We start from the raw sequence: 26,981 nt of genomic DNA on the forward strand, positions 1-26,981 counted from the left end.
CCGTAAACCTTAGGGTTTTACAATCTTTTAAAAAAGATGTTTTTGTATTATTTTAGAAATATTTTTTTTTGTTTTCATCAAATCAGTATTTGAGGAATCCATGAAAATATTTTTATTTATTATAGTTTAAGACTTATTGTTTTTTAATTCCTGAGCCACTTTATCAAGTTCAGCATACCAGTCTTCGCCAAATTTTCTAATCAAAGCTTCCTTGACAAATTTATATACAGGCACTTCTAACTCTTGACCTAAAGAACAGGCCGCGTCACAGATATCCCATTTGTCATAATTAACAGCGGCAAATTCTGTAAAATCTTTTACTCGAATAGGGTATAAATGACATGAAACAGGTTTTTTCCAGTCAATTAATCCTTGATTGTATGCTTGCTCGATACCACAAAGAGCGGTTTTTCCATCAAAAATCACATAAGCGCAATCTTTATCGTCAATTAGCGGCGTTTCAAGATCTCCATCAGTTCCTTTTACCCATGTACCTTGAGCTTCGATAGCCTCAATACCTTTTTTACGTAGAAAAGGCTTCACTATTGGATAAATCTCTTCCAGAATCTTAGTCTCCTCAAGACTAAGAGGTGCTCCAGCGTCACCATCAACACAACAAGCCCCTTTACAAGCAGACAAGTTGCATACAAATTCTTTTTCGAGTATATCTTCTGATACGATGGTTTTTCCTAATTGAAACATGCTTTTTTTATAATAACTATTGAAGCTACAAAGGTAGTATTTAAGTTGGGAAGTTGCAAAATAAAGAGCAGAGAGAAAAATGAAATACAAGACAAATAGCCCCTACCATCTCTCTTTGTGCGACTAATAGTACTAGCTTTCCTTTCTATCTAAGAAGACATTCGCTTTTTAACATAAACACTTCTTATTTAATGGATTCATTTCAAATAAAAACAATAATTCGTCCTCAATAAAACACTATTCTAAATAAAAAATAATTGTACTTTTGCCCAATAAAAATAAAAGAAAATGTTTGAATTAAGTTTTAATGAAATTGCAACTGTAGGAATGGTTTTATTTGCCGTAATCGACATCTTAGGAAGCATTCCCATTATTGTTGATTTGCGTACTAAAGTTGGACACATTCAGTCTGAAAAAGCTACAATTGCAGCCTTAGTCATTATGATTATGTTTCTTTTTATAGGGGAAGAAATGTTGAATATAATAGGAATTGACGTAAACTCTTTTGCAGTTGCGGGTTCTTTTGTTCTTTTTTTCTTGGCTTTAGAAATGATTTTAGGAATTCGTTTATACAAAGAAGAAGACGACTCTAAAACAGCTTCAATAGTACCCATAGCTTTCCCATTAATTGCAGGTGCCGGAACAATGACGACTTTATTATCTTTAAAATCTCAATACCACACTATTAATATAATCATCGCTATTCTACTGAATATGATTGTGGTTTACGTGGTTTTAAAATCGTCTTCAAAAATAGAACAAATGCTCGGTAAGTCAGGTTTAGGCGTGATTAGAAAGGTTTTTGGCGTTGTATTGCTTGCCATAGCTGTTAAATTATTCGGCGCTAATGTTAAAGGTTTGTTTGTCTAACTATTTTTTTTATAAATTTACCGCCAAATGCTCACTATCAAAGAACAATACCACTTTAGGAGATAATTAGTAGCAATACTATTTCCTGAAATATTTTTAAATAGTTGAACAAAAAAAACATCTTATGAAAATCTTTACCAACGTTTTAGTTTTACTTGCTTTATCGCTTATCGTTTTTAACATCACTCTATTGGATTTTAAAAACCCTTTTCAAGGTGATAGCGTTGTTGCATTTATTGGAATCGCAGCTTCTTTTTGTGCTGTATTGATTCTTTTAATTTTTAGAATGTCAAAAAAGATCGAAGAAAAAATGAACGACAAACTATAGTATGTTTGACGTTTTAATTATTGGCGGAGGCGTTTCAGGAATGTCCTGTGCTCTTGTTTTGGGTTCTGCTAAAAACAAACCTTTTACAACTGATAAAAAAATCGGGGTTTTCACCCACCAGAAAGCATCCTCACTTCAAGATGCTGTTTTCAACAATGCCTATGGAATTCCTGCAGGTAAATTAGGCTCAGAATTACTGCTGGAAAGCAAAAAACAATTGTCAGACAGTTACCCACATATCGTCCAAATTCCTGATGAAAAAGTGATTGCAATAGAAGGTCATTTTCCAGAATTTACAATTACTACAAATAAAAACACCTATAAAACTAAATCGATTGTTGTCGCTATTGGTGCCGCAAACACTTTTGCCATTGAAGGACTGATGCACTATGTAGAAGCGCATAAAAAGGCAAAACCGGAGAAACAAAGAATTCAATTGCAAAATACAGATCACGAGGTTACTCAAGGCGTTTACGTTATCGGAACTTTAGCCGGACATAGAAGCCAGTTGGCAATTGCCGCAGGAAGCGGTGCTGCTGTAGCAACGGATATTCTTACTTTATGGAATAATGGCACGCAAACTCACGTTCACGACAGCAATAGGTAGCCCAAAATTAGCTTATTAGGAAATTAATAGTAGATTTACCGTTTTTATAAATCAACACTATGTTTTCATTACTATTAAGCCTTACTAGATTAATCATTTTCATCACATACGTTTCCTTATTTTCTGTTATTTTTTATGTAGCAAGCTTTTTTTGGAGCGAGAAAACCACATCTCGAAACGGACTAATATTACGTGACTGTATAATAAAAACAACCACTTGGATTTTAGGAATCCGAACAACTGTTTATGGCGAAATACCCTTAATTCAGGGATTAATCGTAGCTAATCATCGTTCCTATTTTGATCCAATTGTAATTGTAGGCCATTTAAATGCTTTCCCTGTAGGCAAGAAAGAAGTTGCTTCTTGGCCATTAATTGGTTATCTCTGTAAAATATCAGGGGTTGTTTTTGTAGACAGAAAATGTCAAGATAGCCGCCAAGAAACTTGTGATAATATAAAAGAGATTATCAATAATGGCCATTCTGTGCTTAATTTTCCAGAAGGAACGACGCATATTTTACCTACAACAGTAGATTTTAATTATGGGTCATTCAAGACGGCTACAGAAATAAAAGCCGCAATTATTCCTATTGCAATAGATTACAAAGTAATATCAGATGCTTTTGTTGATGATGATACTTTTATTCCTCATTTCTTAAAATGTTTTGGAAAACTGACTACCGAAATAAAAATCACTTATTTCCCCCCGCTATATTCTGACGATGCTGAATATTTATTGAAGACTTCTAAAGAGATGATTGATAAGGAACTTATTCGATATAGAGAAGATTGGAATTCGAATACATAAAATAAAGTGTGATTATTTCAACACTGCTTTAATCATCACATCGTCCTTTAAGATAATTTCATAATAATTACTTTCACCATATAACTGTCGGGCGAATTCAGCCGAGAGATAGCGTTTTACTATTGCCTTACTTTTTGTTAATCTTAAATCCAGTCCGTTTTGTTGCAAGTATTTTTGAAAAGCATTAAAATACAAATCGGATGTTTTCATTTTAGCAACAAATCCTTCAAAAGACAAGCCATTAAAAGCTTTTCTGTCCTTATCTAATTGTTCGAATACAAACCTGCCTACAATTCCAGATTGCAATAGATATACAATGTGTTCACTGCCATGTTCCACTTCAAGAGGAACAAAAACATCAGGAACTATTCCGCCACCGCCATAAACAACTTTCCCTTTCGGGGTTTTAAATTTAAGGGTGTCGGCCACTTTTATGCTGTCTTTTTTATACAATTCCCCATTTTTAAAACGAGAATCCGATTCTTTAAAATAATCCTCATTCCCTTTGGCATACGGTTTTTGAATCGAACGGCCCGTAGGGGTATAATACCTCGCAATAGTCAGTCGAACGGCCGAACCGTCATCAAAATCCATTTCGCGTTGCACTAATCCTTTCCCAAAAGAGCGGCGGCCTACAATTGTCCCTCTGTCATTATCCTGAACTGCTCCTGCGAGTATCTCACTTGCCGATGCGCTATTTTCATTGATCAAAATCGAAACATTTCCGTTTTCAAAGCTTCCTTTTTTGGTTGCAAAAGTTTTTTGAACACTTCCTTTTTTGTTTTTGGTAAAAACAATCAATTGCTTGTCTTTCAGTAATTCATCAGCAATAGAAATGGCTTCTTCCATATATCCTCCGCCATTATCTCTAAGATCGATAACTAGTGATGTTGCGCCTTTTTGTTTTAATTTGGTTAAACCTGCCATAAATTCTTCATAGGTGGTTTCGGCAAATCGGTTTATTTTTATATATCCCGTGGTTGTATTTAAAAGAACCGCCACATCTACACTCTTTATTGGAATGACATCACGTCTAATTTTTACTTTTAATTTCTTGCCTTCTGATTTTCTGAAAATCGTAAGTTCAACTAAAGAACCTTCTTTTCCTTTTAGCTTCGAAAACAAACTGTCACTTGGCAATTTACGACCAAATAACTTGGTTTTATCGGCATATAAAATACGGTCGCCCGCTTTTATTCCTGCTTTTGCCGAAGGGCCATTTTCAACAGGTTTTATAATCGCCACTGAATCATTATACATATAGAAATTAACCCCTATTCCCACAAAGTCCCCTTTCATACTTTCCGCAACTTGCGATTGCATACTAGGTGGAACATATACAGAATGCGGATCTAAATGTCCCATAATATTGTCTACCGTAAGATTTACAATAGAATCTGTACTTACGTCATCAACATATTCCTTGTCGATAAAATCAATTAGTTTGTTGAGCTTTGTTCTGGAACTGTTTTTAACCAACAAATGATTTTGGTTTGAAAAATTTAATAATCCCCCAAGAAGCACCCCTATTGCGAGAGTTGCAAAGAGTACGATAGGCAGGTATTTATTTTTCATTTTCATTATTCTTCTAATACTGGAATATGTTCTACAACTATCCCCGCTTTAATCAAAAACTGAATCCCGGAATCATCACGGTAACCATTGTGATAAACCACTCTTTTTATCCCGGATTGATGTATCAATTTACTACACTCTTTACAAGGTGAAAGTGTAATATAAAGCGTTGCACCTTCACAAGATTGAGTAGATCGAGCTACTTTTAAAATAGCATTTGCTTCGGCATGCAAAACATCCCAACGCGTCAACCCTTCATCATCCTCACAACAATTTTCAAAACCAGAAGGGGTTCCGTTATAACCATCAGAAATTATCATTCGATCACGAACAATTATTGCTCCTACTTGTTTGCGTTTACAATAAGACAAAAGGCCCCATTCCGTTGCAATTCTCAGATATGCTTTATCGTATTTATTTAATTTTAACACTTCCATATTTCTATCTTAACCAAATTTTATTATCAATTATCATTGGTAAAACCACACCTATTATAAATGCTGACATTACTAAAGTCCAATCTCTTTTAGAGAATCTAAATACCGTTTGAACAATATAAGACAAAATCAAAACCACAAAAACCACGGCTATTTGAGCCACTTCTATACCTAAAGCAAATTCCCCTAATGGCAATAATTTAGATGTTGAAGATCCTCCAATAATCGATTTAAAATAACTCGAGAAACCCAATCCGTGAATTATCCCGAAGAAAAGGGTTATAAAAAACACTAGATTGATGCTTTCTTTTTTATTCGACTTACCAGCGGTAAACAAATTAAATAAAGCGGTTATCAAAATAGTAATTGGTATCAGTAATTCAACCACATTTACCTTAACAGCAATTATGCCAAAAACAGATAATATCAAGGCCAAAGTATGCCCAATTGTAAAAAGGGAAACTAATAGCACAATCCGTTTCCAGTCCTTAAAAGTAAACGGTACAGCCAAGGCTATTAAAAACAAAACATGGTCGTATGAATAGATATCCAGAACGTGTTTTAATCCTATTTGAAAATAAATCCAAAATTGTGACATAGGTATTTTATTAAATTGATAAAGGGGTTGTAAACTTACGATTTATTTTGAAAAAGACTGAATTGAACTTGTTAATCCTTAATTAAATTTCAATAAAAGCTACTGTTGTTAAAGAAAAATTAAAAAGAAAATTAATATTTTAAAAATTGAATTATCTTTGTCCAATATAAATAAAAAATTAACTATGTCATTTTCAGATTTATTTGATAGCGAATTCAAACAAAGAAATAAAGGTCACTTTTCTTCCATTGTAAGACTAGCATTAGCCGATGGGGTTTTTGCCCCTGAAGAAAAAGAATTTTTAGAGAAATTAGCTATTCGCCTGGAAATTTCTTCAGCAGAATATGAAGAAATTCTAGAGAATCCTTCAAAATACCCAATCAACCCTCCTTATTTATACGCGAAAAGATTAGAGCGTTTATATGACTTGGCAAGAATGGTGCGTATTGACCACATACTTGGTGACAAGCAAGAAGTTATGCTTAAGAAGCTTTGTTTAGGAATTGGTTTTACATCAGAAAATGTAGATTCTATAGTTGCTTCTGCTCTATCACTAGTAGACGAGAATGTAGATCTAGACGACTTCCTTTTGAAAATGCAAAAAGATGAATAAATAATAAAAAAGCTCCTGAAATTTTCAGGAGCTTTTTTTATGGTGTTTTAATATTTACTTAATTTAGCTTTAAGCATAAACTCCTCCGCTTTCTCAACCATATTGTGGCTACCACAGAAAAACGGGACACGTTCATGTAATTCAGTTGGTTGAATTTCCATAATTCTTCCAAAACCATCAGAAGCTTTTCCTCCAGCCTGTTCAGCTATAAAAGCCATAGGGTTACATTCATATAGTAAACGTAATTTCCCCTTAGGTGCTTTAGAACTTGTAGGGTAAATATAAATACCTCCCTTAATCATATTTCTATGAATGTCAGAAACTAAACTTCCTATATAACGAGATGTATACGGCCTGTCCTCTTCTTCAGACTGACAATATTTAAGATAATCTTTCACCCCTTGTGGAAAATGAACATAATTCCCTTCATTGATAGAATATATATTCCCATCTTTAGAAAACTGCATATCTGGATGCGATAAATAAAATGTTCCAATAGCTGGATTTAAAGTAAACCCATTCACACCGTGACCCGTTGTATAAACGATCATAGTTGACGTACCGTAAATCACATACCCTGCTGCAACCTGACTTGTACCTGGTTGCAAGAAATCCTCAAGTGTAACCGGAGTTCCTATAGGCGTTATTCTTCTAAAAACAGAAAAAATAGTCCCTACCGAAACGTTTACGTCGATATTTGAAGATCCATCAAGTGGATCCATCAAAACAACATATTTGTTATTATGACTATTGTCACTACCTTCAACTGTAATAAACTCATCGTTTTCCTCGGATGCGATTCCACATACAATCTCACGATTAATTAATGTCTGAATAAAAACTTCATTTGCGTAAACGTCCAATTTTTGTTGATCTTCACCCTGAATATTTTGTTCTCCAGCAGCTCCAATAATATCAACTAATCCAGCTTTATTTACTTTATAATTAACGACTTTAGCAGCTAGCCGAATAGAATTGATAATTCTGGATAATTCTCCTGATGAATATTGAAAAGCATTTTGGTTTTCAATGATAAATTCCCCTAGTGTTTTGTTGCGTTCTTTCATTAAGAAATCGTTGTAGTTAATTTGAAGTCACAAATATCGCTTTTTTTGTGAAAATGATTTGAATAATATTTACTTAGTTTATCACTATTGTATATTTGCTGATAAAAAAGCTTTAAAAATAGTTAATTTCAATCTTTCGAAACATATAAATCACAAATCCATGAATATAAGAAGAGGAAATCCTGAAGACATGAATGCAGTTCTAGGTTTAATACAAGAACTGGCTGATTATGAAAAAGAACCCGATGCCGTGTTAATAACTGCGAAAGATTTAATTCGAGATGGTTTTGGGGACATTCCTTTATTTCAAGTTTTTGTTGCCGAAGTTGACTCTGAAATTGTAGGTATTGCTTTGTACTATTACCGTTATTCAACTTGGAAAGGAAAAATAATTCATCTAGAAGACTTAGTTGTTAAAGAAAAAATGCGAGGAACTGGATTAGGACTTGCGTTGTACACTGAGATTATTAAGCAAGGTAAGAAAGACCAAGTGAAAAGAATCGACTGGCATGTTCTCGACTGGAACTCTCCTGCTATAGACTTTTATGAAAAATCAGGAGCAAAAGTATTAAGAGATTGGGATGTAGTACAAATGGATGAAATAGGTATTGATAATTTTTTACAAAATATCTAAAAAATTAAAAAGATGAGAGTATTTAAATTTGGTGGAGCTTCAGTAAAAGATGCCGAGGGTATAAAAAATGTATATGATGTTTTACAAAAAGTAGGATATGAAGATGTCTTGTTAGTTGTTTCTGCAATGGGAAAAACAACAAATGCTCTTGAGGTCGTTATAAAAAATTATTTTGACAAATCAGCTGAGCTACAATCTTCTGTCCAAGAGGTGAAAAAATACCACAATCAAATTCTTTTGGATCTGTTTGAAGACGATAAAAACGATGTTTTTCAAGCTGTCAAACTACATTTCTCTGATTTAGACTACTTTTTAGGCCATAACAAATCTCCAAATTATAATTTTGTTTACGATCAGATTGTAAGCTATGGTGAATTGATTTCTACAACTATCCTTAGTCATTTCATGAATTTTATGGGTATCAAAACACAATGGATTGATGTGCGTAATTTCATAAAAACTGATGCTAATTACAGAGATGCTGAAGTGAACTGGGAATTGACACAAAAGAATATTTCCAAAAATGTGAAAAGAAAAATTCTAAATATCACTCAGGGATTTTTGGGGTCTGATGAAAATAATTTCACCACAACTCTAGGTCGTGAAGGATCGGATTACACCGCTGCCATTTTCGCCTATTGTTTAAATGCTGAAAGTGTAACAATCTGGAAAGATGTCCCAGGGGTAATGAATGCCGATCCAAGATATTTTGAAAATGCCAGTTTATTAAACCAGATATCGTATCGTGAAGCAATTGAACTTGCTTTTTATGGAGCAACTGTTATTCATCCGAAAACATTACAGCCTTTACAAAAAAAGGAAATTCCTTTGTATGTTAAGTCATTTATAAATCCGTTATTAAAAGGAACAAGTGTTTCTAAAGGCGCAACTTTAGAACCCTTTTTACCTTGTTTTATAGTTAAAAAAAATCAGCTGTTAATCTCGCTGTCTTCTATAGATTTCTCTTTTATTATGGAAGACAACATCAGCGAAATTTTCTCTTTGTTCTCCGAATATAAATTAAAAGTGAATTTAATTCAGAATTCGGCTATTAGTTTCTCTGTATGTGTCGAAGACAAATTTGATAACTTCAAGGAATTGAATACTGTATTGTCAAAGAAATTTAAAGTTGATTTTACTGAAAACGTTACTTTATTTACCATTAGACATTTTAATGATAAAGCGGCAGAAATGGTTGAAAAAGGGAAGACAGTGCTGTTGAAACAAGTCAGTACTGAAACAATGCAGATTGTAACCCGTGATAACTAACCATCGCCAATAAGTACAAATTAAGCACAAACACTTATAGTTATTAAGAATATACTACTTTTGACATATAGACGTTTATCTCTTTATGTTTAAAAAAATAGTGCTTTTAATATTGACAATTTATTTTTCTGGGCTTCAGGCCCAGGAAAATAAATCGTTATACAAAGCCAAAAAAATCCGCTATTCTTTAGACAGTATCCAGATAGAAAAGGAGAGCCTCAACTCTGATTTTTTTAAATTACTTGACGCTGAAAACAATGTTATTGACAGTGTTTTCTACCAAATAAATTTTCAAAAAGCCACCCTGTTTTTCAAAAAAACATTCACAACAAAATCCGATTCACTTACGGTTCAATATCTTAAATTCCCCGATATTTTAACCAAAGAATACCGCATCTATGACGAGAGTCAAGTGGTAAGTAATGACATTAGCTCAGAAAAACTATATCAAGTTCAACCCAAAACAGTTAATACAAACGTCCCATTTGATGGATTAACCACTTCGGGAAGTATTACAAGGGGAATTACCATTGGAAACAATCAAAATGGTGTTTTAAACTCAAACTTAGATTTACAAATCACAGGAAAACTATCCGATAAAGTGAGCTTAAGAGCTTCCCTACAAGACAGCAATATTCCGCTGCAAGACGGTGGATATTCGCAAAAACTAGATCAGTTTGATAATATCTTTATGGAACTCTTTAGCGACAAATGGAATATTCGGGCAGGCGATGTGTTTCTGGAAAATCGAAAGACACAATTCCTCAATTTCAATAAAAAAGTACAGGGACTGGCCACCAGTTTTGATTTCGAAAATGAAAACAGCAAGTCTAATGTATTTGCTTCAGTGGCACTGGTCAAAGGACAATATTCAAAGAGCAATTTTGTGGGTTTGGAAGGCAATCAAGGACCTTATAAATTAAAGGGGCAAAATGGGGAGTTATATGTTCTGGTAATTTCTGGATCAGAACGTGTTTATGTAAATGGTCTTTTGTTGAAAAGAGGAGAAAACAATGATTACACCATTGATTATAATGCTGGGGAAATAAATTTCACCTCATTATTCCCCATTACTTCTGAGATGCGAATAGCAATAGAATATCAATATTCAGACAGGAATTACACTCGGTTTGTTACTTATGCTGGGGGAACAGTGGAAAGTAAAAAATGGAGTTTTGGCAGTTTTTTATATTCCGAAAATGATTTAAAGAATCAACCACTACAGCAAAATCTCTCTCAAGAGCAAGCTCAAATTTTAGTGAATTCTGGTGACAACCAAGATTTAATGGTAGCTCCATCCGCTTATGTTGACAGCTATTCGAATAATAAAGTATTGTATGCAAAACGAATTATAAACAACGTTGAAATATTCGAATATTCTAATAATTCTCTGGATGAGTTATACAATGTCAGGTTTAGTTTAACAGCACCACAAAAAGGGAATTACATACTCAAAAATGCAGCTGCCATAAGCAGAATTTATGAATACATAGCGCCCATAAACGGTGCTCCACAGGGAAATTACGAACCCGTAATTCAATTAGTAGCCCCTACTAAAATCCAAGTCGCTACCTTTTTAGGAAAATTTGCCCCAACTGAAAAAACAGCTGTGGATTTTGAAATTGGAATCAGTAATAACGATAGAAATTTATTTTCGAAAATTGACGATTTAAACAACCAGGGAATAAGCGGGAAAATAAACGCCAAACAAAGGTTGTTTTCCAATAAATGGAATGTTGACGCTTTTGCAAATTATCAGTTTACCCAAAAAGAATTTAGATCCGTGGAACGTCTTTATACCATTGAATTTGATAGAGACTGGAATTTAGGAACAGCCGCGATAGGGAATCAAAGCCTACTTATATCCGGATTGAATTTTAATTTAGTTCCGAAATCATCATCTACAAACAGAGGTTTTGTAAATTACCAATTTGAAAAACTAGATTTCTCTGAAAGTTTTTCAGGCAATAGACAAGTACTAAACGGACTTGTACAGCTAAAAAACTGGACCATTCAAAACCAAGGAAGTTACTTAAAAAGTGAAGGCGTTGTTGCGACATCAAAATTTATTCGAAACCAATCAAAAGTAAAATATCATTTTGATAAAAATTGGATCGGGACAAGCCAGCGATTGGAAGACAATCAGGAAAAATCGAATATGACAAGTCAATTTACTTCATTAAGTCAACGGTTTTCTGAATATGGTTTGTTTGCCGGACGAGGAGACAGTACTCAAGTATATGTTGAATTAGGTTTGTTGAAAAGAGTAAATGATAGTATAAAAAACGATCAGCTACAAAGAGTAAACAACTCTCAAACTTACTACCTTAAATCCAAATTAATACAAACGGAAAAAAGTGACCTTTCTATTTTTACAAATTACAGAGTATTAGATTTTGTAGATGCTACAAAGAAAAGTGAGCCTTCCTTAAATTCCAGAATGGTTTACAACGATCGTTTTTTTAATCAATTAATTCTAAACACAATTGCGTATGAGACCAATGCCGGAACGCTTCCTCAACAGGAGTTTACTTATCTTGAAGTCCCTGCTGGACAAGGTGTTTACACTTGGAACGATTACAACAACAATGCTATTCAGGAATTACAAGAATTTGAAGTTGCCCCGTTTATTGATCAGGCAAAATACATTAGGGTATTTTTACCTAATCGGATTTATGTAAAAACGCACCAAACAAAATTCTCTCAATCCGTAATTCTAAACCCTAATCAATGGCAAAATGAAAGCGGCTCTAAAAGAATACTGTCGCTTTTTTATAACCAAACCTCGTTTTTGATAGACCGAAAAACTATACGTGACGGCACTAATTTTGAGCTAAACCCTTTTAGTACTTCAAATGAAAATACACTTGGCTTGACTTCTAGTTTTAGAAACAGTTTGTTTTATAATAGGGGGAAACAAGCGCATTCCATAACTTATTCCTATATAAAGAATCAGACTAAAAACTTACTGTCAATTGGGTCTCAAGAATCTAAAAACAGTTCACATCAATTACAATATTCACACTTATACAAGAAGAGCTGGTTGTTTACCGCTTTTGCAAAAACCATCAAAACTTCGATTGCTTCTGAAAATTTTACTGAAAAAAATTATGATGTTAGCGGATATCAACTGGCTCCAAAAATTAGTTATTTATTTTCAAAAAGCACAAGTTGGGATTTCTTTTATGAACTACAAAACAAAGAAAACCAGATGGGCAATTTCGAAACCTTAACTCAAAATAGAATTGGAACTTCTTTTTCTTATGCTTCAAATAAAAACTTAACCCTTAATGGTGAATTTTCTTTTTATCAAAACAATTTCGAGGGCAATGAGTTCAATGCCGTAGGCTTTCAAATGCTTGAAGGACTTCAAACGGGACAAAATATGGTTTGGCGCTTTTTAATGCAAAAAAATCTAACTCAATTTCTGGATATCAACCTGAATTACCAAGGAAGAAAAAGCGAAACAAGTCAAACCATCCATACCGGAAATATTCAATTGAGGGCTTATTTTTAAACTAAAAAAGAGAGTTAAAAATCTATTGTTTTTAATAGCCTTTTAACTCTCTCTTCAAGCATTATCATATCCTTTAAGTAATACTGGCAAATAAATTATTCCATTGATATAATAACAAATTCACTTCTTCTATTCGCTTGATGTTCCGCTTCTGAACAATCAACACCGTCTGCACATTTATTAATTAATTGTGATTCACCATATCCTTTAGCTGTTAATCGACTAGCTTCAATGCCGTTTTTAATTAACCAATCTCTAGTTGATTTTGCTCTTCTATCTGATAAAACTTCGTTATATTGAGTAGTTTGGCGGCTGTCAGTATGTGAACGCACATCGATTTTTAATTTTGGATATTGTTTCATTACTGCTACTATTTTAGCTAACTCAAATGAAGCATCATTTCTAATGAAAGATTTATCTAAATCAAAATAGATAACAGGAATATTTAGTGTTTTCGCTAAGTCTGTTCCCTGACCTATTGGTTTTATACGCTTCTCTAGTTCCAAAGATAAAATTGATTTACCGTTAGATTTTGGAATTGTAAAAGTGCCCTCATTAGATTCAAAATCAATTTTCTCAGCCCTTACATAATATTTTTTACCGCATTCTACTTCAAAACTATAATTCCCCTTATTATCTGAAATATTTGCTTTTAAAAATTGGAAATTCTCGTCAAACAAACTTATTTTAGAGTCCGAAATTATTTTATCCGTTTCTTTATCCGTTATTGTTCCAATTAAATTCTGTTCACATAATAATTTTCTAGTTTCTGTAAACTTGTAAATATCATCATAGCCTTTTCCTCCAACTCTATTGGATGAGAAAAATCCGTTTCTACTTTCGCTATCGATCATAAAAGAAAAATCATCGTGTGTTCCGTTTATTGGAGCACCTATATTTTGAACTTTTTTGAAACTTAAATCATTTTCTATTTTGGAAACGTAAATATCCAATCCTCCTAAACCTGGTCGACCATCAGAAGAAAAATATAATTCGTTATCATCTGATATAAAAGGAAAAGTTTCCCTTCCTTCTGTATTTATAATGTCCCCTAAATTTTCAGGAGATGAGTAAGTCCCGTCTTCTTTAATGGTAACTTTAAAAATATCCGATTGTCCTTTTGTCCCTGGCATATTTGATGCAAAATATAACGTTTTATCATCTTTACTTAAAGCAGGATGAGCAACACTATATTGATCACTATTAAAAGGCAGCTCCGTAACATTCTTCCACTGTCCATCTATTAAAGAGGCCTTATATAATTTTAACAATGTGATTCTTTGATCGTCTTTCCCTTTTTTTCCATCTAGATAATTATTTCGTGTAAAATACATCGTTAATCCATCTCTAGTAAAAATGGGGGTAGATTCATGAAATTTTGAATTAATACTGTTTCCAAATCGTTCAGGTTTACTCATTGACCCGTCTGACTTCACTTCAGAAGAATATAAATTTGTAAAAGATTGATTAGTCCATTTAAATATTTTTTTGGAAACCCCACCAGTATCTCTTGCAGATGCAAAAACTAAATTATTGCCTATAAATGAACTACCATAATCTGAGAATTCAGAATTAATCCCAGCATCTGTCACATTAAAACGCCCTGAATTTTCTTTAATCTCTTCTAAGTAATTTTTATTGGAAACAAATAATTTTGCTCTTAGATCATTACCTGATTTTTTATTGAATTGTTCTAGCATTTTATCCGCCTCTTTATATTCACCAAGTGTCTTTAAGCATTGTGAATATCTATAAAAATACTCAGGCTCTTGTTCTTTGTTCATAGAAAAAAGTTCGGCATACCATTTTGCCGCTTTTTCTAAATCAGCATTAAAATAGTAGGCATTGCCTAATTTTTGGAACATTTTTTCATCCTTGTAACCACTCTCAGCAACACTTTCATATGTTGCTATGGCATCTATATACGCATATCGTTCGTATTTTTTATCTGCCGATGCTATACTCGCTTTTTGTCCAAATCCTTGGATTGAAAAAAGACAAATAAATACACTAAAAATAAAGAGGTTTCGTTTCATAATGTTAAGTTTAGAAAAATCTTGGTGATACAATTCTATCATATTTATTAAACAATTCATATCTCAAAAAGATTTCATGAGAACCTGAATTGAAATGTGACAAACGAGTAGTTTCTAAGTCATATCCATACCCTATAAACCATGAGTTTGACGCTTGAAATCCAACCATTGCACTTACTGCGGCGCTCCAACGATATGCTAAACCAGCAACAAATTTTTCATTGAATAAAAAATTAGCCGATAAGTCAACTTGTAAAGGAGCTCCTTGAACCCATTTAGTTATAACAGCTGGTTTAAATTTCAATTCACTACTCAAATCATACACCTTTCCGGCTGTTAGATAATAATGAAGTCTTTCTTTTGCTAAATAACTTTGAGCTCCATTCCCAGCATATTTATCAAAATGTTGCGTTTCTAATAAATTAGGTACTGATAATCCAATATACCCATTTGATGAGTACAAATAAAACCCAACACCTATATTAGGTGAAAATTTATTATCAATATTTGTATTTAAACTATTATCAGTTGTTAAATAGGTAAGCTTTTGAAAATCTACATTTAATAAATTAGCCGAAGCTTTTAGTCCAAAAGCTAATTTATAACTATCGGAAGTTTTAATATGATATGCAAAATCAACTGCAATATTGGTTTCGTCAGACGGTCCAATTTTATCATTAATTATAGAAATTCCTAATCCTACATTACTCCCTTTTATAGGAGTATTAATCGAAACGTTGTTTGTAACTGGAGCTCCGTCTAGTCCAACCCACTGAGTTCGATGTAAGGCAAACACACTCATTGATTCCCTAGAACCCGCATATGCAGGATTAATACTTATACTATTATACATATACTGAGTAAACTGAGCGTCTTGCTGGCCATACCCTAGACTTGTTATCAGTATGAATATTACTATAGCTATTTTTGTTTTCATGTTTTTCATTTTAAATACTTTCGAATATAAATACCTAAAGAATTTGATTATCTGTTAATATAGAAGTAACCTGCTTTTTGATGTGCATTTGCGCCACTATCCTTATAATTTAAGATATAGTAGTACGTTCCTTCTGGTAGTCCTTCTGATTGATTCACAGTTGTACGTCCTTCAGATATTCCTCTAAAAGCTATGTCGCTATTATTATAATGATCCCTTTCGAATACTTTTACCCCCCAACGATTAAAAATCTGTACGTTATTATCGGGATAACATTCTATTCCTCGAATATAAAACACATCGTTTTCCCCATCACCATTTGGAGACATCCCTGTTAAAGGATCTATTACACAACCAATAACACCTAATACAGTTTCTCCGTCATCAATATTATTAACATTATCAGATAAGTCATAAACAATTAATCCAGAATACGTTGTTCCTGTCACCTTTGCTTGATTAGATACACTTCCTTTGATTATATCAGATTGTTTAAGTGCATAAATAGCTGTGAAAGTAGTTGTATTAACTTCATCTACTCCTAATACTTGAATAGGATTTCCTTTCATTATTAGTCCTGGTAATAAGTCTGTAATAAAAACATTCGTTAAAGGAACATTACCTGTATTAGTAATAGTGAAACTGTACGTAATTGTTTCTCCCGCTTGAGCAAAACCATCCTTATTATTATCATTAAACACTCCCTTTTTAACCAAAGCAATACTAGGTTTCTCTAACAACGGAATAGTTATAATTGCAGGTATTAAACTCTCTAATCCTCCATTGTCTTTTGCAACAATGGTAAAACTCGTTTTAGAACCAATGAAATTAATATTAGGTGTAAACTTCAATATAGCTGCTTCCGCAGGAGTTAGTTCTTGACCAACGATTACAGGTATCCCATTTAAAGTTAACATCCCGGCTGCAGCATCAGGTAGCGATTTAATAACATAAGCTACTACTACTCCATCAATATCATTCCCTGTTAAAGGCGAAATAGATTGAATTTTCCCGTTTTTTTCTAAAACAGCGTTTGTGAAACTATTAGCTGTTGGTGGTTCATTACTCACTGTAAATTTTACTGTTGACGGAATACTAACATCGCCTTCATTATCAATTGCTGAATAACCAAAGCTTACAACACCTTTAAATCCTTTTGCTGGTAAAAACGTTAGTTGAGCAGCTTCAGCTAAAGTCAATACTTGATTTAATGTAACTGGAACACCGTTTAATAATAAAACTCCTTGAGTTGGATCAGGTAAAACAGTTATTTTAAAGTTGACTATTGTACCATCTACATCTGAACCTGTTAAAGTAGCGATCGCTTTTGGCGTACCGTTGTTTACTACACTTGGAGAAGATATTAATGTAGCAATAGGAATACTATTAGTTACATTAATAGTTACAGTTGCTTCATCACAGTTTGCAGGGTTCAACTTCTCACAGATTTGGTATACTATCGTGTAAGTTCCAACTGGAGTGTTTGCCGGTACGCTTACTATTCCTGTAGTAACATCAATACTTGGTACTGGTGCTCCAACAGTTTTTGGTGTAGCTCCGGCAGTAACCGTTAAGTTTACTTTTCCTATAACTACAGCCGTTCCATTCAATAGATCGGCATCGGTTGGATTTGCTCCCAATACGTTTCCGGCATTGGTGTTTCCTGTGGTTCCGTTTCCTGCTGCTATTGTATCTGAATTGGCCTTGATTGCCGCTGCATCTACTGTTATCGTAGCTGTAGCCGAACTGCAATTGCTTGGGTTCAACTTCTCACAAATTTGGTATACTATCGTGTAAGTTCCAGCTGGAGTGTTTGCCGGTACGCTTACTATTCCGGTAGTGACATCAATACTTGGTACTGGTGCTCCCACTGTTTTTGGTGTAGCTCCTGTTGTTACCGTTAGGTTTACGTCTCCAATCATTACTGCCGTTCCGTTCAATTGATCGGCATCGGTTGGATTTGCTCCCAATACGTTTCCGGCATTGGTGTTTCCTGTGGTTCCGTTTCCAGCAGCTATTGTATCTGCATTGGCTTGGATTGTCGTTGCACCTACTGTTACTGTCGCTGTAGCCGAACTGCAATTGCTTGGGTTCAACTTCTCACAGATTTGGTATACTATCGTGTAAGTTCCAAATGGGGTGTTTGCCGGTACGCTTACTGTTCCTGTAGTGACATCAATACTTGGTACTGGTGCTCCCACTGTTTTTGGTGTAGCTCCTGTCGTTACCGTTAGGTTTACGTCTCCAATAACTACTGCCGTTCCGTTCAATTGATCGGCATCGGTTGGATTTGCTCCCAATACGTTTCCGGCATTGGTGTTTCCTGTGGTTCCGTTTCCAGCAGCTATTGTATCTGCATTGGCTTGGATTGTCGTTGCACCTACTGTTACTGTCGCCGTAGCCGAACTGCAATTGCTTGGGTTCAACTTCTCACAGATTTGGTATACTATCGTGTAAGTTCCAACTGGAGTGTTTGCCGGTACGCTTACTATTCCTGTAGTAACATCAATACTTGGTACTGGTGCTCCAACAGTTTTTGGTGTAGCTCCGGCAGTAACCGTTAAGTTTACTTTTCCTATAACTACAGCCGTTCCATTCAATAGATCGGCATCGGTTGGATTTGCTCCCAATACGTTTCCGGCATTGGTGTTTCCTGTGGTTCCGTTTCCTGCTGCTATTGTATCTGAATTGGCCTTGATTGCCGCTGCATCTACTGTTATCGTAGCTGTAGCCGAACTGCAATTGCTTGGGTTCAACTTCTCACAGATTTGGTAAACTATCGTGTAAGTTCCAGCTGGAGTGTTTGCCGGTACGCTTACTATTCCGGTAGTGACATCAATACTTGGTACTGGTGCTCCCACTGTTTTTGGTGTAGCTCCTGTTGTTACCGTTAGGTTTACGTCTCCAATCATTACTGCCGTTCCGTTCAATTGATCGGCATCGGTTGGATTTGCTCCCAATACGTTTCCGGCATTGGTGTTTCCTGTGGTTCCGTTTCCAGCAGCTATTGTATCTGAATTGGCTTGGATTGTCGTTGCACCTACTGTTACTGTCGCCGTAGCCGAACTGCAATTGCTTGGGTTCAACTTCTCACAGATTTGGTATACTATCGTGTAAGTTCCAACTGGAGTGTTTGCCGGTACGCTTACTATTCCTGTAGTAACATCAATACTTGGTACTGGTGCTCCAACAGTTTTTGGTGTAGCTCCGGCAGTAACCGTTAAGTTTACTTTTCCTATAACTACAGCCGTTCCATTCAATAGATCGGCATCGGTTGGATTTGCTCCCAATACGTTTCCGGCATTGGTGTTTCCTGTGGTTCCGTTTCCTGCTGCTATTGTATCTGAATTGGCCTTGATTGCCGCTGCATCTACTGTTATCGTAGCTGTAGCCGAACTGCAATTGCTTGGGTTCAACTTCTCACAAATTTGGTATACTATCGTGTAAGTTCCAGCTGGAGTGTTTGCCGGTACGCTTACTATTCCGGTAGTGACATCAATACTTGGTACTGGTGCTCCCACTGTTTTTGGTGTAGCTCCTGTTGTTACCGTTAGGTTTACGTCTCCAATCATTACTGCCGTTCCGTTCAATTGATCGGCATCGGTTGGATTTGCTCCCAATACGTTTCCGGCATTGGTGTTTCCTGTGGTTCCGTTTCCAGCAGCTATTGTATCTGCATTGGCTTGGATTGTCGTTGCACCTACTGTTACTGTCGCTGTAGCCGAACTGCAATTGCTTGGGTTCAACTTCTCACAGATTTGGTATACTATCGTGTAAGTTCCAACTGGGGTGTTTGCCGGTACGCTTACTGTTCCTGTAGTGACATCAATACTTGGTACTGGTGCTCCCACTGTTTTTGGTGTAGCTCCTGTCGTTACCGTTAGGTTTACGTCTCCAATAACTACTGCCGTTCCGTTCAATTGATCGGCATCGGTTGGATTTGCTCCCAATACGTTTCCGGCATTGGTGTTTCCTGTGGTTCCGTTTCCAGCAGCTATTGTATCTGCATTGGCTTGGATTGTCGTTGCACCTACTGTTACTGTCGCCGTAGCCGAACTGCAATTGCTTGGGTTCAACTTCTCACAGATTTGGTATACTATCGTGTAAGTTCCAACTGGAGTGTTTGCCGGTACGCTTACTATTCCTGTAGTAACATCAATACTTGGTACTGGTGCTCCAACAGTTTTTGGTGTAGCTCCGGCAGTAACCGTTAAGTTTACTTTTCCTATAACTACAGCCGTTCCATTCAATAGATCGGCATCGGTTGGATTTGCTCCCAATACGTTTCCGGCATTGGTGTTTCCTGTGGTTCCGTTTCCTGCTGCTATTGTATCTGAATTGGCCTTGATTGCCGCTGCATCTACTGTTATCGTAGCTGTAGCCGAACTGCAATTGCTTGGGTTCAACTTCTCACAGATTTGGTAAACTATCGTGTAAGTTCCAGCTGGAGTGTTTGCCGGTACGCTTACTATTCCGGTAGTGACATCAATACTTGGTACTGGTGCTCCCACTGTTTTTGGTGTAGCTCCTGTTGTTACCGTTAGGTTTACGTCTCCAATCATTACTGCCGTTCCGTTCAATTGATCGGCATCGGTTGGATTTGCTCCCAATACGTTTCCGGCATTGGTGTTTCCTGTGGTTCCGTTTCCTGCTGCTATTGTATCTGCATTGGCTTGGATTGTCGTTGCACCTACTGTTACTGTCGCCGTAGCCGAACTGCAATTGCTTGGGTTCAACTTCTCACAGATTTGGTATACTATCGTGTAAGTTCCAACTGGGGTGTTTGCCGGTACGCTTACTATTCCGGTAGTGACATCAATACTTGGTACTGGTGCTCCTACTGTTTTTGGTGTAGCTCCTGTCGTCACCGTTAGGTTTACGTCTCCAATCACTACTGCCGTTCCGTTCAATTGATCGGCATCGGTTGGATTTGCTCCCAATACGTTTCCGGCATTGGTGTTTCCTGTGGTTCCGTTTCCTGCTGCAATAATGTCTGTTTTAGCACATATGGCTGGAATTAATTTAACCCCAATTGATTCAACTGACTCACACCCATTATCATCCCTTACTGTATATTTTAATGTTATTCCTGCTGCCAATCCTGAAATTGTAGTTGAAGTTGTATTTCCTGAAATATTTCCTGGATTAATAGTCCAGTTACCGGTCGGTAAGTCATTCAACACAATGCTTCCTGTTGCTAAAGCACAAGTAGGATGTGTTATAGTCCCTACTGTTGGCGCTGATGGCAAAGCATTTACAGTAACTGTCGTTGCTGCCGAAGCTGCACTTGGACAAGTTCCGTTAGTGCTGATAACCGTGTAGTCTCCACTTGCTGTGGCACTGTAGGTTGTACTTGTTGCTCCCGATATTAAAACAGCATCTTTATACCACTGGTTGCCTGTGGCTGCCGATGATGTTAAAACAACACTCCCGCCTGAACAGAATGTCGTTGTAGTTGTAGTTGATATTGTCGGGGTTGCAGGGCTTGCATTTACGGTAACTGTCGTTGCTGCCGAAGCTGAACTTGGACAAGTTCCGTTAGTGCTGATAACCGTGTAGTCTCCACTTGCTGTGGCACTGTACGTTGTGTTTGTTGCTCCCGATATTAAAACAGCATCTTTATACCACTGGTTGCCTGTGGCTGCCGATGATGTTAAAACAACACTTCCGCCTGAACAGAATGTCGTTGAAGTAGTAGTTGAAATTGTTGGGGTTGCAGGGGGTGTATTTACCGTTACCAATACAGAGGCTGAATTCACAGCGGAACAACTCCCGCTTTGGACAACGGCTCTGAAATAAGTATCCGCCGTAAGAGACCCAATGGTTGCTCCAGTTAAAGTAGTTGTTGTTCCTGCAATATCCACAGGTGAAGTAAAAGCTGCATCTGAAGCTTTTTGCCATTTTACTACTGAACCAGTATTTCCACTTAAGGTTATATTAGAAGGTGAACTACCTGCACAAATCGTTTGAGGCGCCGATAATGTCCCACCAACTGAACCCGAAATAACACTCAAAGTAACTTCTATATTAAAAGTTTTAGAACAGTTTGGGGTAACACTTGTTGTCGTAACTCCTGTTATTAATAATTTCTGATTGTTATTAGCAGTTGTTAAGTTTGAAGTAACAAAACTTGCAGATCCTGATCCATTAGCTACGACATTTGTTGCTGGGATTTGTGAAGCCCCATTGATAGAATAAGCTATCGTAGAAGTACTTCCATTCAACAACCCAGATAAATTGATGGTCGCTGGTGAATTAGAACAAACCGTAGAAGCTTGTGCTACTCCAGTTAAAGTAGGCAAAGCATTAACGGTAACTATTACAGTCTCATCAAGAGTTTCTGTACAAGAACCAAATGGGGATTTAATCGCTTTCACCGACAACGTAGTGTTAGCGGTAAGTACCGAAGAAGTTAAAGTAATATCAAATCCAGTTCCTAATACTGAAGATCCAGAATTAGCTCCTAATACATTATTATACAATTGGTATATTACACCATCTTGAGATTCTTCAACCTGAACATTGGCCACAACACTTCCTGAACAAACAGTAGTGTTGTCAGGATTTACAGTTTTATCTTTTAAAGGTTTTAAACAAACGATAGAGGTTGCATCAGACAATACACCTTCACAATTGGTTCCACTTGTAGCAGTTGCTGTTAATGTTCCCCCAGCATATAATGCCTGGCTATATATGTTATTTATTGTCCAAGTTCCGCCAACTACATTTACAGTAGCCAAAGTTGTTTCAGCTAAATCTTGAAAAACAGGATAGCCATCAATATATAATTTAATCGTGTTCCCAGAAGTACCCGTTCCAGAAACTGACGTAGTGTTTTCAACAATAGATTTTTCTGGTATAGAACTTGGAGTTATAGTTACTGCATTTGTTGTTAGAGTACCGACTACAACAGAGTTAGAAGCATCACTTAATGAAAGACAAGTTCCAATAGCCTTCGCGGTAATAGTACTACCTATAGCTATATTTATCCCTGATGATGCAGTCCAAGTGCTATTAGATGCAACAGTAGTTGTTCCCTCTAAAACTCCATTTTCAAACACTTGAATAGTAGTTCCAGCAGCTTCATTTGATTTTCCTGAAACACTAGTAATAGCAGCTGTAGAACATATTGGCCCATTGATTATTGGAGCATTCGCTTTTCTTGTTATTGTAGATGTAACTAGTCCAGTTGACACACATTTCCCAGGAGCAATTGCTATTAACGAAAGTGTTTGGCATTGGCGCCCTGATAGCATTAAACCATTTATTGTCCATCCACCTCCAGCAACTGTTGTGGCTGTGCCTACTTGAGCTCCATTCGAAGTAATGTATACTGCAACCCCAGCAACGTTATCAGGAAAAGCAACTGTACCAGAAATTGAAGTTGTATTTATGGTTATCGAACTAGTTGTAAAACTTGGATTCCCGGTTGTCCCTCCTGTAGAATAAAGACAGGATGGAAGATAATTGGAAACACACTTATTTGGCTCTTTAAATGTAAAATAATACATCCCGCTATTAAAACATTGTCCTGTTTTACATTCAAAAGAAACCATTTGATCTGCAGCGATAGTTGTAACAGGATTGGGAATATCCCACCCATATCCACTTGGAATTTGAGCAAGAGTAAAATCTGAGTTATACCATGTGAAAACTGTTCCAGTTGGAAAAGTATTTACAATATCAAATCCCTTATTCCCTGAAACTTTAGAAATAGTCACTAATGTACTAGTTTGTGAAGTACAGCTTGGAGCAACAGTAACAGGATTACAATTTGCAATAGAAACACCTTTTCCGGGAGCAGTAGCCGTTGCAGAAATAACTTGAGCAGAAGCAAGAGCAGGCGATATTCCAGATAAAGTCCAGACTCCTGAACTTACAGAAGTTGAACCAATGGAAACACCGTCTTTGTAAACTATAATCAAAGTTCCGTTAGCCTCTGTTGAAGTACCTGATACTGTAGTAGCGCCAATGTTAACACTTGATATACCTGGGCATTTACTACGATCAGGACAAACTACTCCGGGCGCACATGGAGTATAATTATCTACTATCACTCCAAAACAACTCTCTAAATTATATCCGCAAGTTGAATCATCTAAACCAGCTAAATCAGAAGCTGAATTAGGGCTACATAAAGTAGATTTATTGGCAGCCATATTATCAATAATGGCCATACGAACTGGGGTAGCAGTTGTTATTCCGAACTTAGTTGTTAAATCGTTGAAATTCACGAAAAAATCATAAAAATAGTCTGGATCCCCACAATTTGTTGTTAAAGCAATCGACTTCTGGTAATGTGAATTTAATGGATCTATATATGAAATAACTGGACTGCAATTCATATTATTCACATCGTAAACAAAAACACCAAACTTTGTGGCCAATACGATTTCGATTTCAAAACCAGGATTAGAACTTGAGTATTCTGGATCTTTATTAGGTCCCGTACCTCCAAATTTCCCGTCGGTATCAATTAAAATACTATAACTTTTTGCATTGGGAGCTGCTTTTCCCATCCTCATTCTAAAAAGCCAATTAGTTCCATCTAAATATGCCTGAACAGGATCTTCATCCCCTTCATCAACAAAATCAGTAAAACCACAATCAGGACCTGGACCAAGATCGCTTGTAGGTTCAACCATTGGAAAAATTAAGGAAACAAAGGGTATCTCACTTTGAGCCTGGTCATCAGTTGTAAAACCAGCAGAAGTAGCTGATGTATAACCATCACCATTAGGGTCTAACACTGTTTTACCACTCCCTGTTGCTGGATGAAAGATCATACCAGGAGTTTGGGCAATTAAATTATTAAAACTTAGAATGAAAAATAGGATGAAAAAATAATATTTTTTTATTTCAAGTAATTTTGTAATCATTTATCGTATCTTTTTAATAAAATTATTCAAGGCAAAAATGAATTATAGTCAAGAAAAATGGGCTTACCCGACTTCTAAACATAAATTTTAATCTAATATTAACATTTATTTTGCGAAAATATACATAATCTCTTAAAGATGAAACACAAAACGTTTTTTATTTAAGAATTTTCCGTGAAATTTAAAAAAATATAAATGCTTATTTTTGAAAAACAGGGCTATAATTATTTTCATAAAAAATGTAAATTTCAGCAGCAAAACAAAATCCTAATTAATGAATTTGAATACCACAAAAAAAACAATCTTAATCGCTCCTTTAAACTGGGGATTAGGACATGCTACGCGATGTATTCCAATCATCAAAGAATTAGAAAAAAATAATTTTATTCCAATTTTAGCCTCTGACGGTGCTGCTCTTGAATTATTACAACAAGAATTTCCACATTTAAAAACCTTGGAATTACCCTCCTATCGTATTGAATATGCTAAAAATGGGCGAAATTTTAAATGGAAAATGCTACAGAACATACCCAAAATAGCTATTGCAATTTGGAAAGAAAGAAAGTTAATTGAAGAATGGGTAAACCAATATAAAATAGATGGAATTATCTCTGATAATCGACTAGGGGTTTTTAATAAAAGTGTTCCAACTGTTTATATTACCCATCAATTGAATGTTCTATCAGGTGCAAGTAGTATTTTTTCAAGTCAAATACATCAACATTTCATCAAAAAACATAAAGTTTGCTGGGTTCCAGATATGGAAGGATTCAACAATTTAGCGGGAATTCTTAGTCGTCCAAAAAAGAAGTCTTTTGAAGTAAACTACATTGGTCCTTTAAGTCGAATGCAAAAAAAGCAACTCCCAATAGTCTTCGATCTGATGATAATTTTATCAGGCCCTGAACCGCAACGTGAAATTCTACAAGAAAAATTAATTATTGAACTTCAAAAATATAAAGGAAAAGTTGTTTTTGTAAAGGGACTAATGGAGAAGTTTCAAAAAAAGGAAGAATTAAATAACATTACTTTTTACAACTTTATGAATAGCGAACTTTTGGAAAAAACCATTAATGAAAGCGCTATTATTCTATGTCGTTCCGGTTACACTTCCATTATGGACTTGGCGAAATTAGAAAAGAAAGCTTTTTTCATACCTACACCTGGTCAAAACGAACAAGAATATCTAGCCGAAAAACTACAAAAAGAAGGATTTGTCCCCTATTCAACACAAGAGAGTTTTAATATTGAAAACCTTTCAGAAGTCAGCTTCTTTAAAGGGCTACCTAATTTCGATAAAACTATTGATTGGCCAAGTCTTTTTGAAGTATTTGATAAAAAATAAAGGCATAAAAAAACCGACTTTCTTATTTCAAAACGAATCGAAAGTCGGTTTTATATTAAGAAATAAATATTACTTTTTTTCGTTGTATTTTTCGTGTTTAATAGTCTTTGCATTGATCATGAAATAGACAGACTCTGCAATATTAGAACAGTGATCAGAGATTCTTTCCATATGTTTCAATGACATAATTAGATTAGTTCCTGAAACTACTGTTTTAGAACTGCTCTTCATCTCAGTAATGATGCCGTCAATTGAAACAGCCGTTTTTTCTTTAACATCAAAGTTCATAGCCAAAATTTCTTGGATCAATTTTTCATCCATTGTTTGAAAACAAACATTGGTTTTTATAGAAATTGATTCCACTTCCCTAGCGATTTCGGTAATATTAAACTTTTCTATTAATTCATGTTTTTTATTGATGTTCTTAGCCAATTTAATGATGCTCATCGACAAATCACCAATTCTTTCCACCTCATTACCCATGTGCATTGCTGACATAATAAAACGTAAATCGGATGCGACTGGTTGTTGTAAGGCAAAAACACTTTGACAAATGTCTTCGATTTTCAAATCTAATTTATCAATTTTGCTTTCTGCTTTTTTCACATCTTTCCTCTCGGAAATGGGTTCGAACAACAATACACCCATTGCTTCAAACACTTGACTTTCAGCAAGATTATTAATTTTTATTATTGTACTTCTAAGCTTTCCAAGCTCTATTTCTAAGTTTGATGCCATTTGAATTTTGATATTAAATT

At 35.5% G+C, this 26,981-nt stretch carries 18 protein-coding genes; 9 read left to right on the plus strand and 9 right to left on the minus strand.

All coding sequences use genetic code 11. The annotated features are described in order from the left end of the window. Positions 1 to 126 precede the first annotated feature (126 nt). Positions 127 to 702: a DUF3109 family protein gene (locus FLAK523_RS02360; protein WP_248906171.1), complete on the minus strand. Its 576-nt coding sequence runs from the start codon at positions 700 to 702 to the stop codon at positions 127 to 129. Positions 703 to 990: 288 nt separating this feature from the next. Between FLAK523_RS02360 and FLAK523_RS02365 the strand changes: the two genes are divergently transcribed. The 4 genes from FLAK523_RS02365 (at position 991) to FLAK523_RS02380 (ending at position 3,316) form a co-directional block, all read left to right on the plus strand. After that, positions 991 to 1,572 carry a MarC family protein gene (locus tag FLAK523_RS02365; protein ID WP_248906173.1) on the plus strand — a complete coding sequence of 194 codons (582 nt, stop codon included), beginning with the start codon at positions 991 to 993 and terminating at the stop codon, positions 1,570 to 1,572. 124 nt (positions 1,573 to 1,696) lie between these two features. Continuing rightward, positions 1,697 to 1,900: a hypothetical protein gene (locus FLAK523_RS02370; protein WP_248906175.1), complete on the plus strand. Its 204-nt coding sequence runs from the start codon at positions 1,697 to 1,699 to the stop codon at positions 1,898 to 1,900. Between the two features lies 1 nt (position 1,901). After that, a complete protein-coding gene (locus tag FLAK523_RS02375) occupies positions 1,902 to 2,507 on the plus strand; it encodes an FAD-dependent oxidoreductase (RefSeq protein WP_248906177.1) in 606 nt (201 codons plus the stop codon). A 59-nt stretch (positions 2,508 to 2,566) separates the two neighbouring features. Beyond that, the gene (locus FLAK523_RS02380; RefSeq protein ID WP_248906179.1) at positions 2,567 to 3,316 is read left to right on the plus strand and encodes a lysophospholipid acyltransferase family protein; all 750 of its coding nucleotides are present in this window, start codon (positions 2,567 to 2,569) and stop codon (positions 3,314 to 3,316) included. 12 nt (positions 3,317 to 3,328) lie between these two features. Here FLAK523_RS02380 and FLAK523_RS02385 read toward each other — a convergent pair whose 3' ends face one another. Genes FLAK523_RS02385 through FLAK523_RS02395 form a run of 3 tightly spaced genes read right to left on the minus strand, consistent with a single transcriptional unit; the run spans position 3,329 to position 5,926 of the window. Beyond that, entirely contained in the window at positions 3,329 to 4,897 is a 1,569-nt protein-coding gene (locus tag FLAK523_RS02385; protein ID WP_248906181.1) for a S41 family peptidase, read from the minus strand. Next, a complete protein-coding gene (locus FLAK523_RS02390) occupies positions 4,897 to 5,328 on the minus strand; it encodes a dCMP deaminase family protein (protein WP_248906183.1) in 432 nt (143 codons plus the stop codon). Before FLAK523_RS02390 ends, FLAK523_RS02385 begins: the two co-directional genes overlap by 1 nt. Positions 5,329 to 5,332: 4 nt before the next feature. Continuing rightward, on the minus strand, positions 5,333 to 5,926 hold the full coding sequence (locus FLAK523_RS02395; RefSeq protein ID WP_248906185.1) for a HupE/UreJ family protein: 594 nt from the start codon (positions 5,924 to 5,926) through the stop codon (positions 5,333 to 5,335). Between the two features lie 184 nt (positions 5,927 to 6,110). On the opposite strand from FLAK523_RS02395, the gene FLAK523_RS02400 reads away from it, so the two are divergent. Next, positions 6,111 to 6,539, plus strand: a complete 429-nt coding sequence (locus tag FLAK523_RS02400) for a TerB family tellurite resistance protein (protein WP_248906187.1) — start codon at positions 6,111 to 6,113, stop codon at positions 6,537 to 6,539. 47 nt (positions 6,540 to 6,586) lie between these two features. Here FLAK523_RS02400 and fbp read toward each other — a convergent pair whose 3' ends face one another. Then, complete coding sequence (fbp, locus tag FLAK523_RS02405) at positions 6,587 to 7,606, minus strand: class 1 fructose-bisphosphatase (RefSeq protein WP_248906188.1); 1,020 nt, start codon at positions 7,604 to 7,606, stop codon at positions 6,587 to 6,589. A gap of 160 nt (positions 7,607 to 7,766) precedes the next feature. Here fbp and FLAK523_RS02410 point away from each other — a divergent pair, with 160 nt between their 5' ends. From FLAK523_RS02410 to FLAK523_RS02420, 3 genes are all read left to right on the plus strand, one after another. Beyond that, a complete protein-coding gene (locus FLAK523_RS02410) occupies positions 7,767 to 8,240 on the plus strand; it encodes a GNAT family N-acetyltransferase (protein ID WP_248906190.1) in 474 nt (157 codons plus the stop codon). Between the two features lie 12 nt (positions 8,241 to 8,252). Beyond that, positions 8,253 to 9,509 carry an aspartate kinase gene (locus tag FLAK523_RS02415; protein ID WP_248906192.1) on the plus strand — a complete coding sequence of 419 codons (1,257 nt, stop codon included), beginning with the start codon at positions 8,253 to 8,255 and terminating at the stop codon, positions 9,507 to 9,509. Positions 9,510 to 9,594: 85 nt separating this feature from the next. Beyond that, positions 9,595 to 13,026 carry a hypothetical protein gene (locus FLAK523_RS02420; RefSeq protein WP_248906194.1) on the plus strand — a complete coding sequence of 1,144 codons (3,432 nt, stop codon included), beginning with the start codon at positions 9,595 to 9,597 and terminating at the stop codon, positions 13,024 to 13,026. A 95-nt stretch (positions 13,027 to 13,121) separates the two neighbouring features. Here the strand turns inward: FLAK523_RS02420 and FLAK523_RS02425 are convergent, their stop codons facing one another. Genes FLAK523_RS02425 through FLAK523_RS02435 form a run of 3 tightly spaced genes read right to left on the minus strand, consistent with a single transcriptional unit; the run spans position 13,122 to position 24,878 of the window. Then, positions 13,122 to 15,062, minus strand: a complete 1,941-nt coding sequence (locus FLAK523_RS02425) for an OmpA family protein (RefSeq protein ID WP_248906197.1) — start codon at positions 15,060 to 15,062, stop codon at positions 13,122 to 13,124. A 10-nt stretch (positions 15,063 to 15,072) separates the two neighbouring features. After that, positions 15,073 to 15,999, minus strand: coding sequence for a type IX secretion system membrane protein PorP/SprF (locus FLAK523_RS02430; protein ID WP_248906199.1), 927 nt, complete (start codon positions 15,997 to 15,999; stop codon positions 15,073 to 15,075). A 47-nt stretch (positions 16,000 to 16,046) separates the two neighbouring features. Next, the gene (locus tag FLAK523_RS02435; RefSeq protein WP_248906201.1) at positions 16,047 to 24,878 is read right to left on the minus strand and encodes a gliding motility-associated C-terminal domain-containing protein; all 8,832 of its coding nucleotides are present in this window, start codon (positions 24,876 to 24,878) and stop codon (positions 16,047 to 16,049) included. A gap of 274 nt (positions 24,879 to 25,152) precedes the next feature. Here FLAK523_RS02435 and FLAK523_RS02440 point away from each other — a divergent pair, with 274 nt between their 5' ends. Further along, positions 25,153 to 26,223: a glycosyltransferase gene (locus FLAK523_RS02440; RefSeq protein WP_248906204.1), complete on the plus strand. Its 1,071-nt coding sequence runs from the start codon at positions 25,153 to 25,155 to the stop codon at positions 26,221 to 26,223. A 69-nt stretch (positions 26,224 to 26,292) separates the two neighbouring features. Here FLAK523_RS02440 and phoU read toward each other — a convergent pair whose 3' ends face one another. Further along, on the minus strand, positions 26,293 to 26,961 hold the full coding sequence (gene phoU, locus FLAK523_RS02445) for a phosphate signaling complex protein PhoU (RefSeq protein WP_248906206.1): 669 nt from the start codon (positions 26,959 to 26,961) through the stop codon (positions 26,293 to 26,295). Positions 26,962 to 26,981: the final 20 nt, after the last annotated feature.

The sequence above is a fragment of the Flavobacterium sp. K5-23 genome, from assembly GCF_023278045.1.
In the GTDB taxonomy this organism is placed as follows: Bacteria; Bacteroidota; Bacteroidia; order Flavobacteriales; family Flavobacteriaceae; genus Flavobacterium.

What these genes read in the sequence shown, in the direction of transcription:
- FLAK523_RS02360 (WP_248906171.1), bottom strand. Translation starts at nt 702, where the DNA reads ATGTTTCAATTAGGAAAAACCATCGTATCAGAAGATATACTCGAAAAA.
- FLAK523_RS02365 (WP_248906173.1), top strand. Translation starts at nt 991, where the DNA reads ATGTTTGAATTAAGTTTTAATGAAATTGCAACTGTAGGAATGGTTTTA.
- FLAK523_RS02370 (WP_248906175.1), top strand. Translation starts at nt 1,697, where the DNA reads ATGAAAATCTTTACCAACGTTTTAGTTTTACTTGCTTTATCGCTTATC.
- FLAK523_RS02375 (WP_248906177.1), top strand. Translation starts at nt 1,902, where the DNA reads ATGTTTGACGTTTTAATTATTGGCGGAGGCGTTTCAGGAATGTCCTGT.
- FLAK523_RS02380 (WP_248906179.1), top strand. Translation starts at nt 2,567, where the DNA reads ATGTTTTCATTACTATTAAGCCTTACTAGATTAATCATTTTCATCACA.
- FLAK523_RS02385 (WP_248906181.1), bottom strand. Translation starts at nt 4,897, where the DNA reads ATGAAAATGAAAAATAAATACCTGCCTATCGTACTCTTTGCAACTCTC.
- FLAK523_RS02390 (WP_248906183.1), bottom strand. Translation starts at nt 5,328, where the DNA reads ATGGAAGTGTTAAAATTAAATAAATACGATAAAGCATATCTGAGAATT.
- FLAK523_RS02395 (WP_248906185.1), bottom strand. Translation starts at nt 5,926, where the DNA reads ATGTCACAATTTTGGATTTATTTTCAAATAGGATTAAAACACGTTCTG.
- FLAK523_RS02400 (WP_248906187.1), top strand. Translation starts at nt 6,111, where the DNA reads ATGTCATTTTCAGATTTATTTGATAGCGAATTCAAACAAAGAAATAAA.
- fbp (WP_248906188.1), bottom strand. Translation starts at nt 7,606, where the DNA reads ATGAAAGAACGCAACAAAACACTAGGGGAATTTATCATTGAAAACCAA.
- FLAK523_RS02410 (WP_248906190.1), top strand. Translation starts at nt 7,767, where the DNA reads ATGAATATAAGAAGAGGAAATCCTGAAGACATGAATGCAGTTCTAGGT.
- FLAK523_RS02415 (WP_248906192.1), top strand. Translation starts at nt 8,253, where the DNA reads ATGAGAGTATTTAAATTTGGTGGAGCTTCAGTAAAAGATGCCGAGGGT.
- FLAK523_RS02420 (WP_248906194.1), top strand. Translation starts at nt 9,595, where the DNA reads ATGTTTAAAAAAATAGTGCTTTTAATATTGACAATTTATTTTTCTGGG.
- FLAK523_RS02425 (WP_248906197.1), bottom strand. Translation starts at nt 15,062, where the DNA reads ATGAAACGAAACCTCTTTATTTTTAGTGTATTTATTTGTCTTTTTTCA.
- FLAK523_RS02430 (WP_248906199.1), bottom strand. Translation starts at nt 15,999, where the DNA reads ATGAAAACAAAAATAGCTATAGTAATATTCATACTGATAACAAGTCTA.
- FLAK523_RS02435 (WP_248906201.1), bottom strand. Translation starts at nt 24,878, where the DNA reads ATGATTACAAAATTACTTGAAATAAAAAAATATTATTTTTTCATCCTA.
- FLAK523_RS02440 (WP_248906204.1), top strand. Translation starts at nt 25,153, where the DNA reads ATGAATTTGAATACCACAAAAAAAACAATCTTAATCGCTCCTTTAAAC.
- phoU (WP_248906206.1), bottom strand. Translation starts at nt 26,961, where the DNA reads ATGGCATCAAACTTAGAAATAGAGCTTGGAAAGCTTAGAAGTACAATA.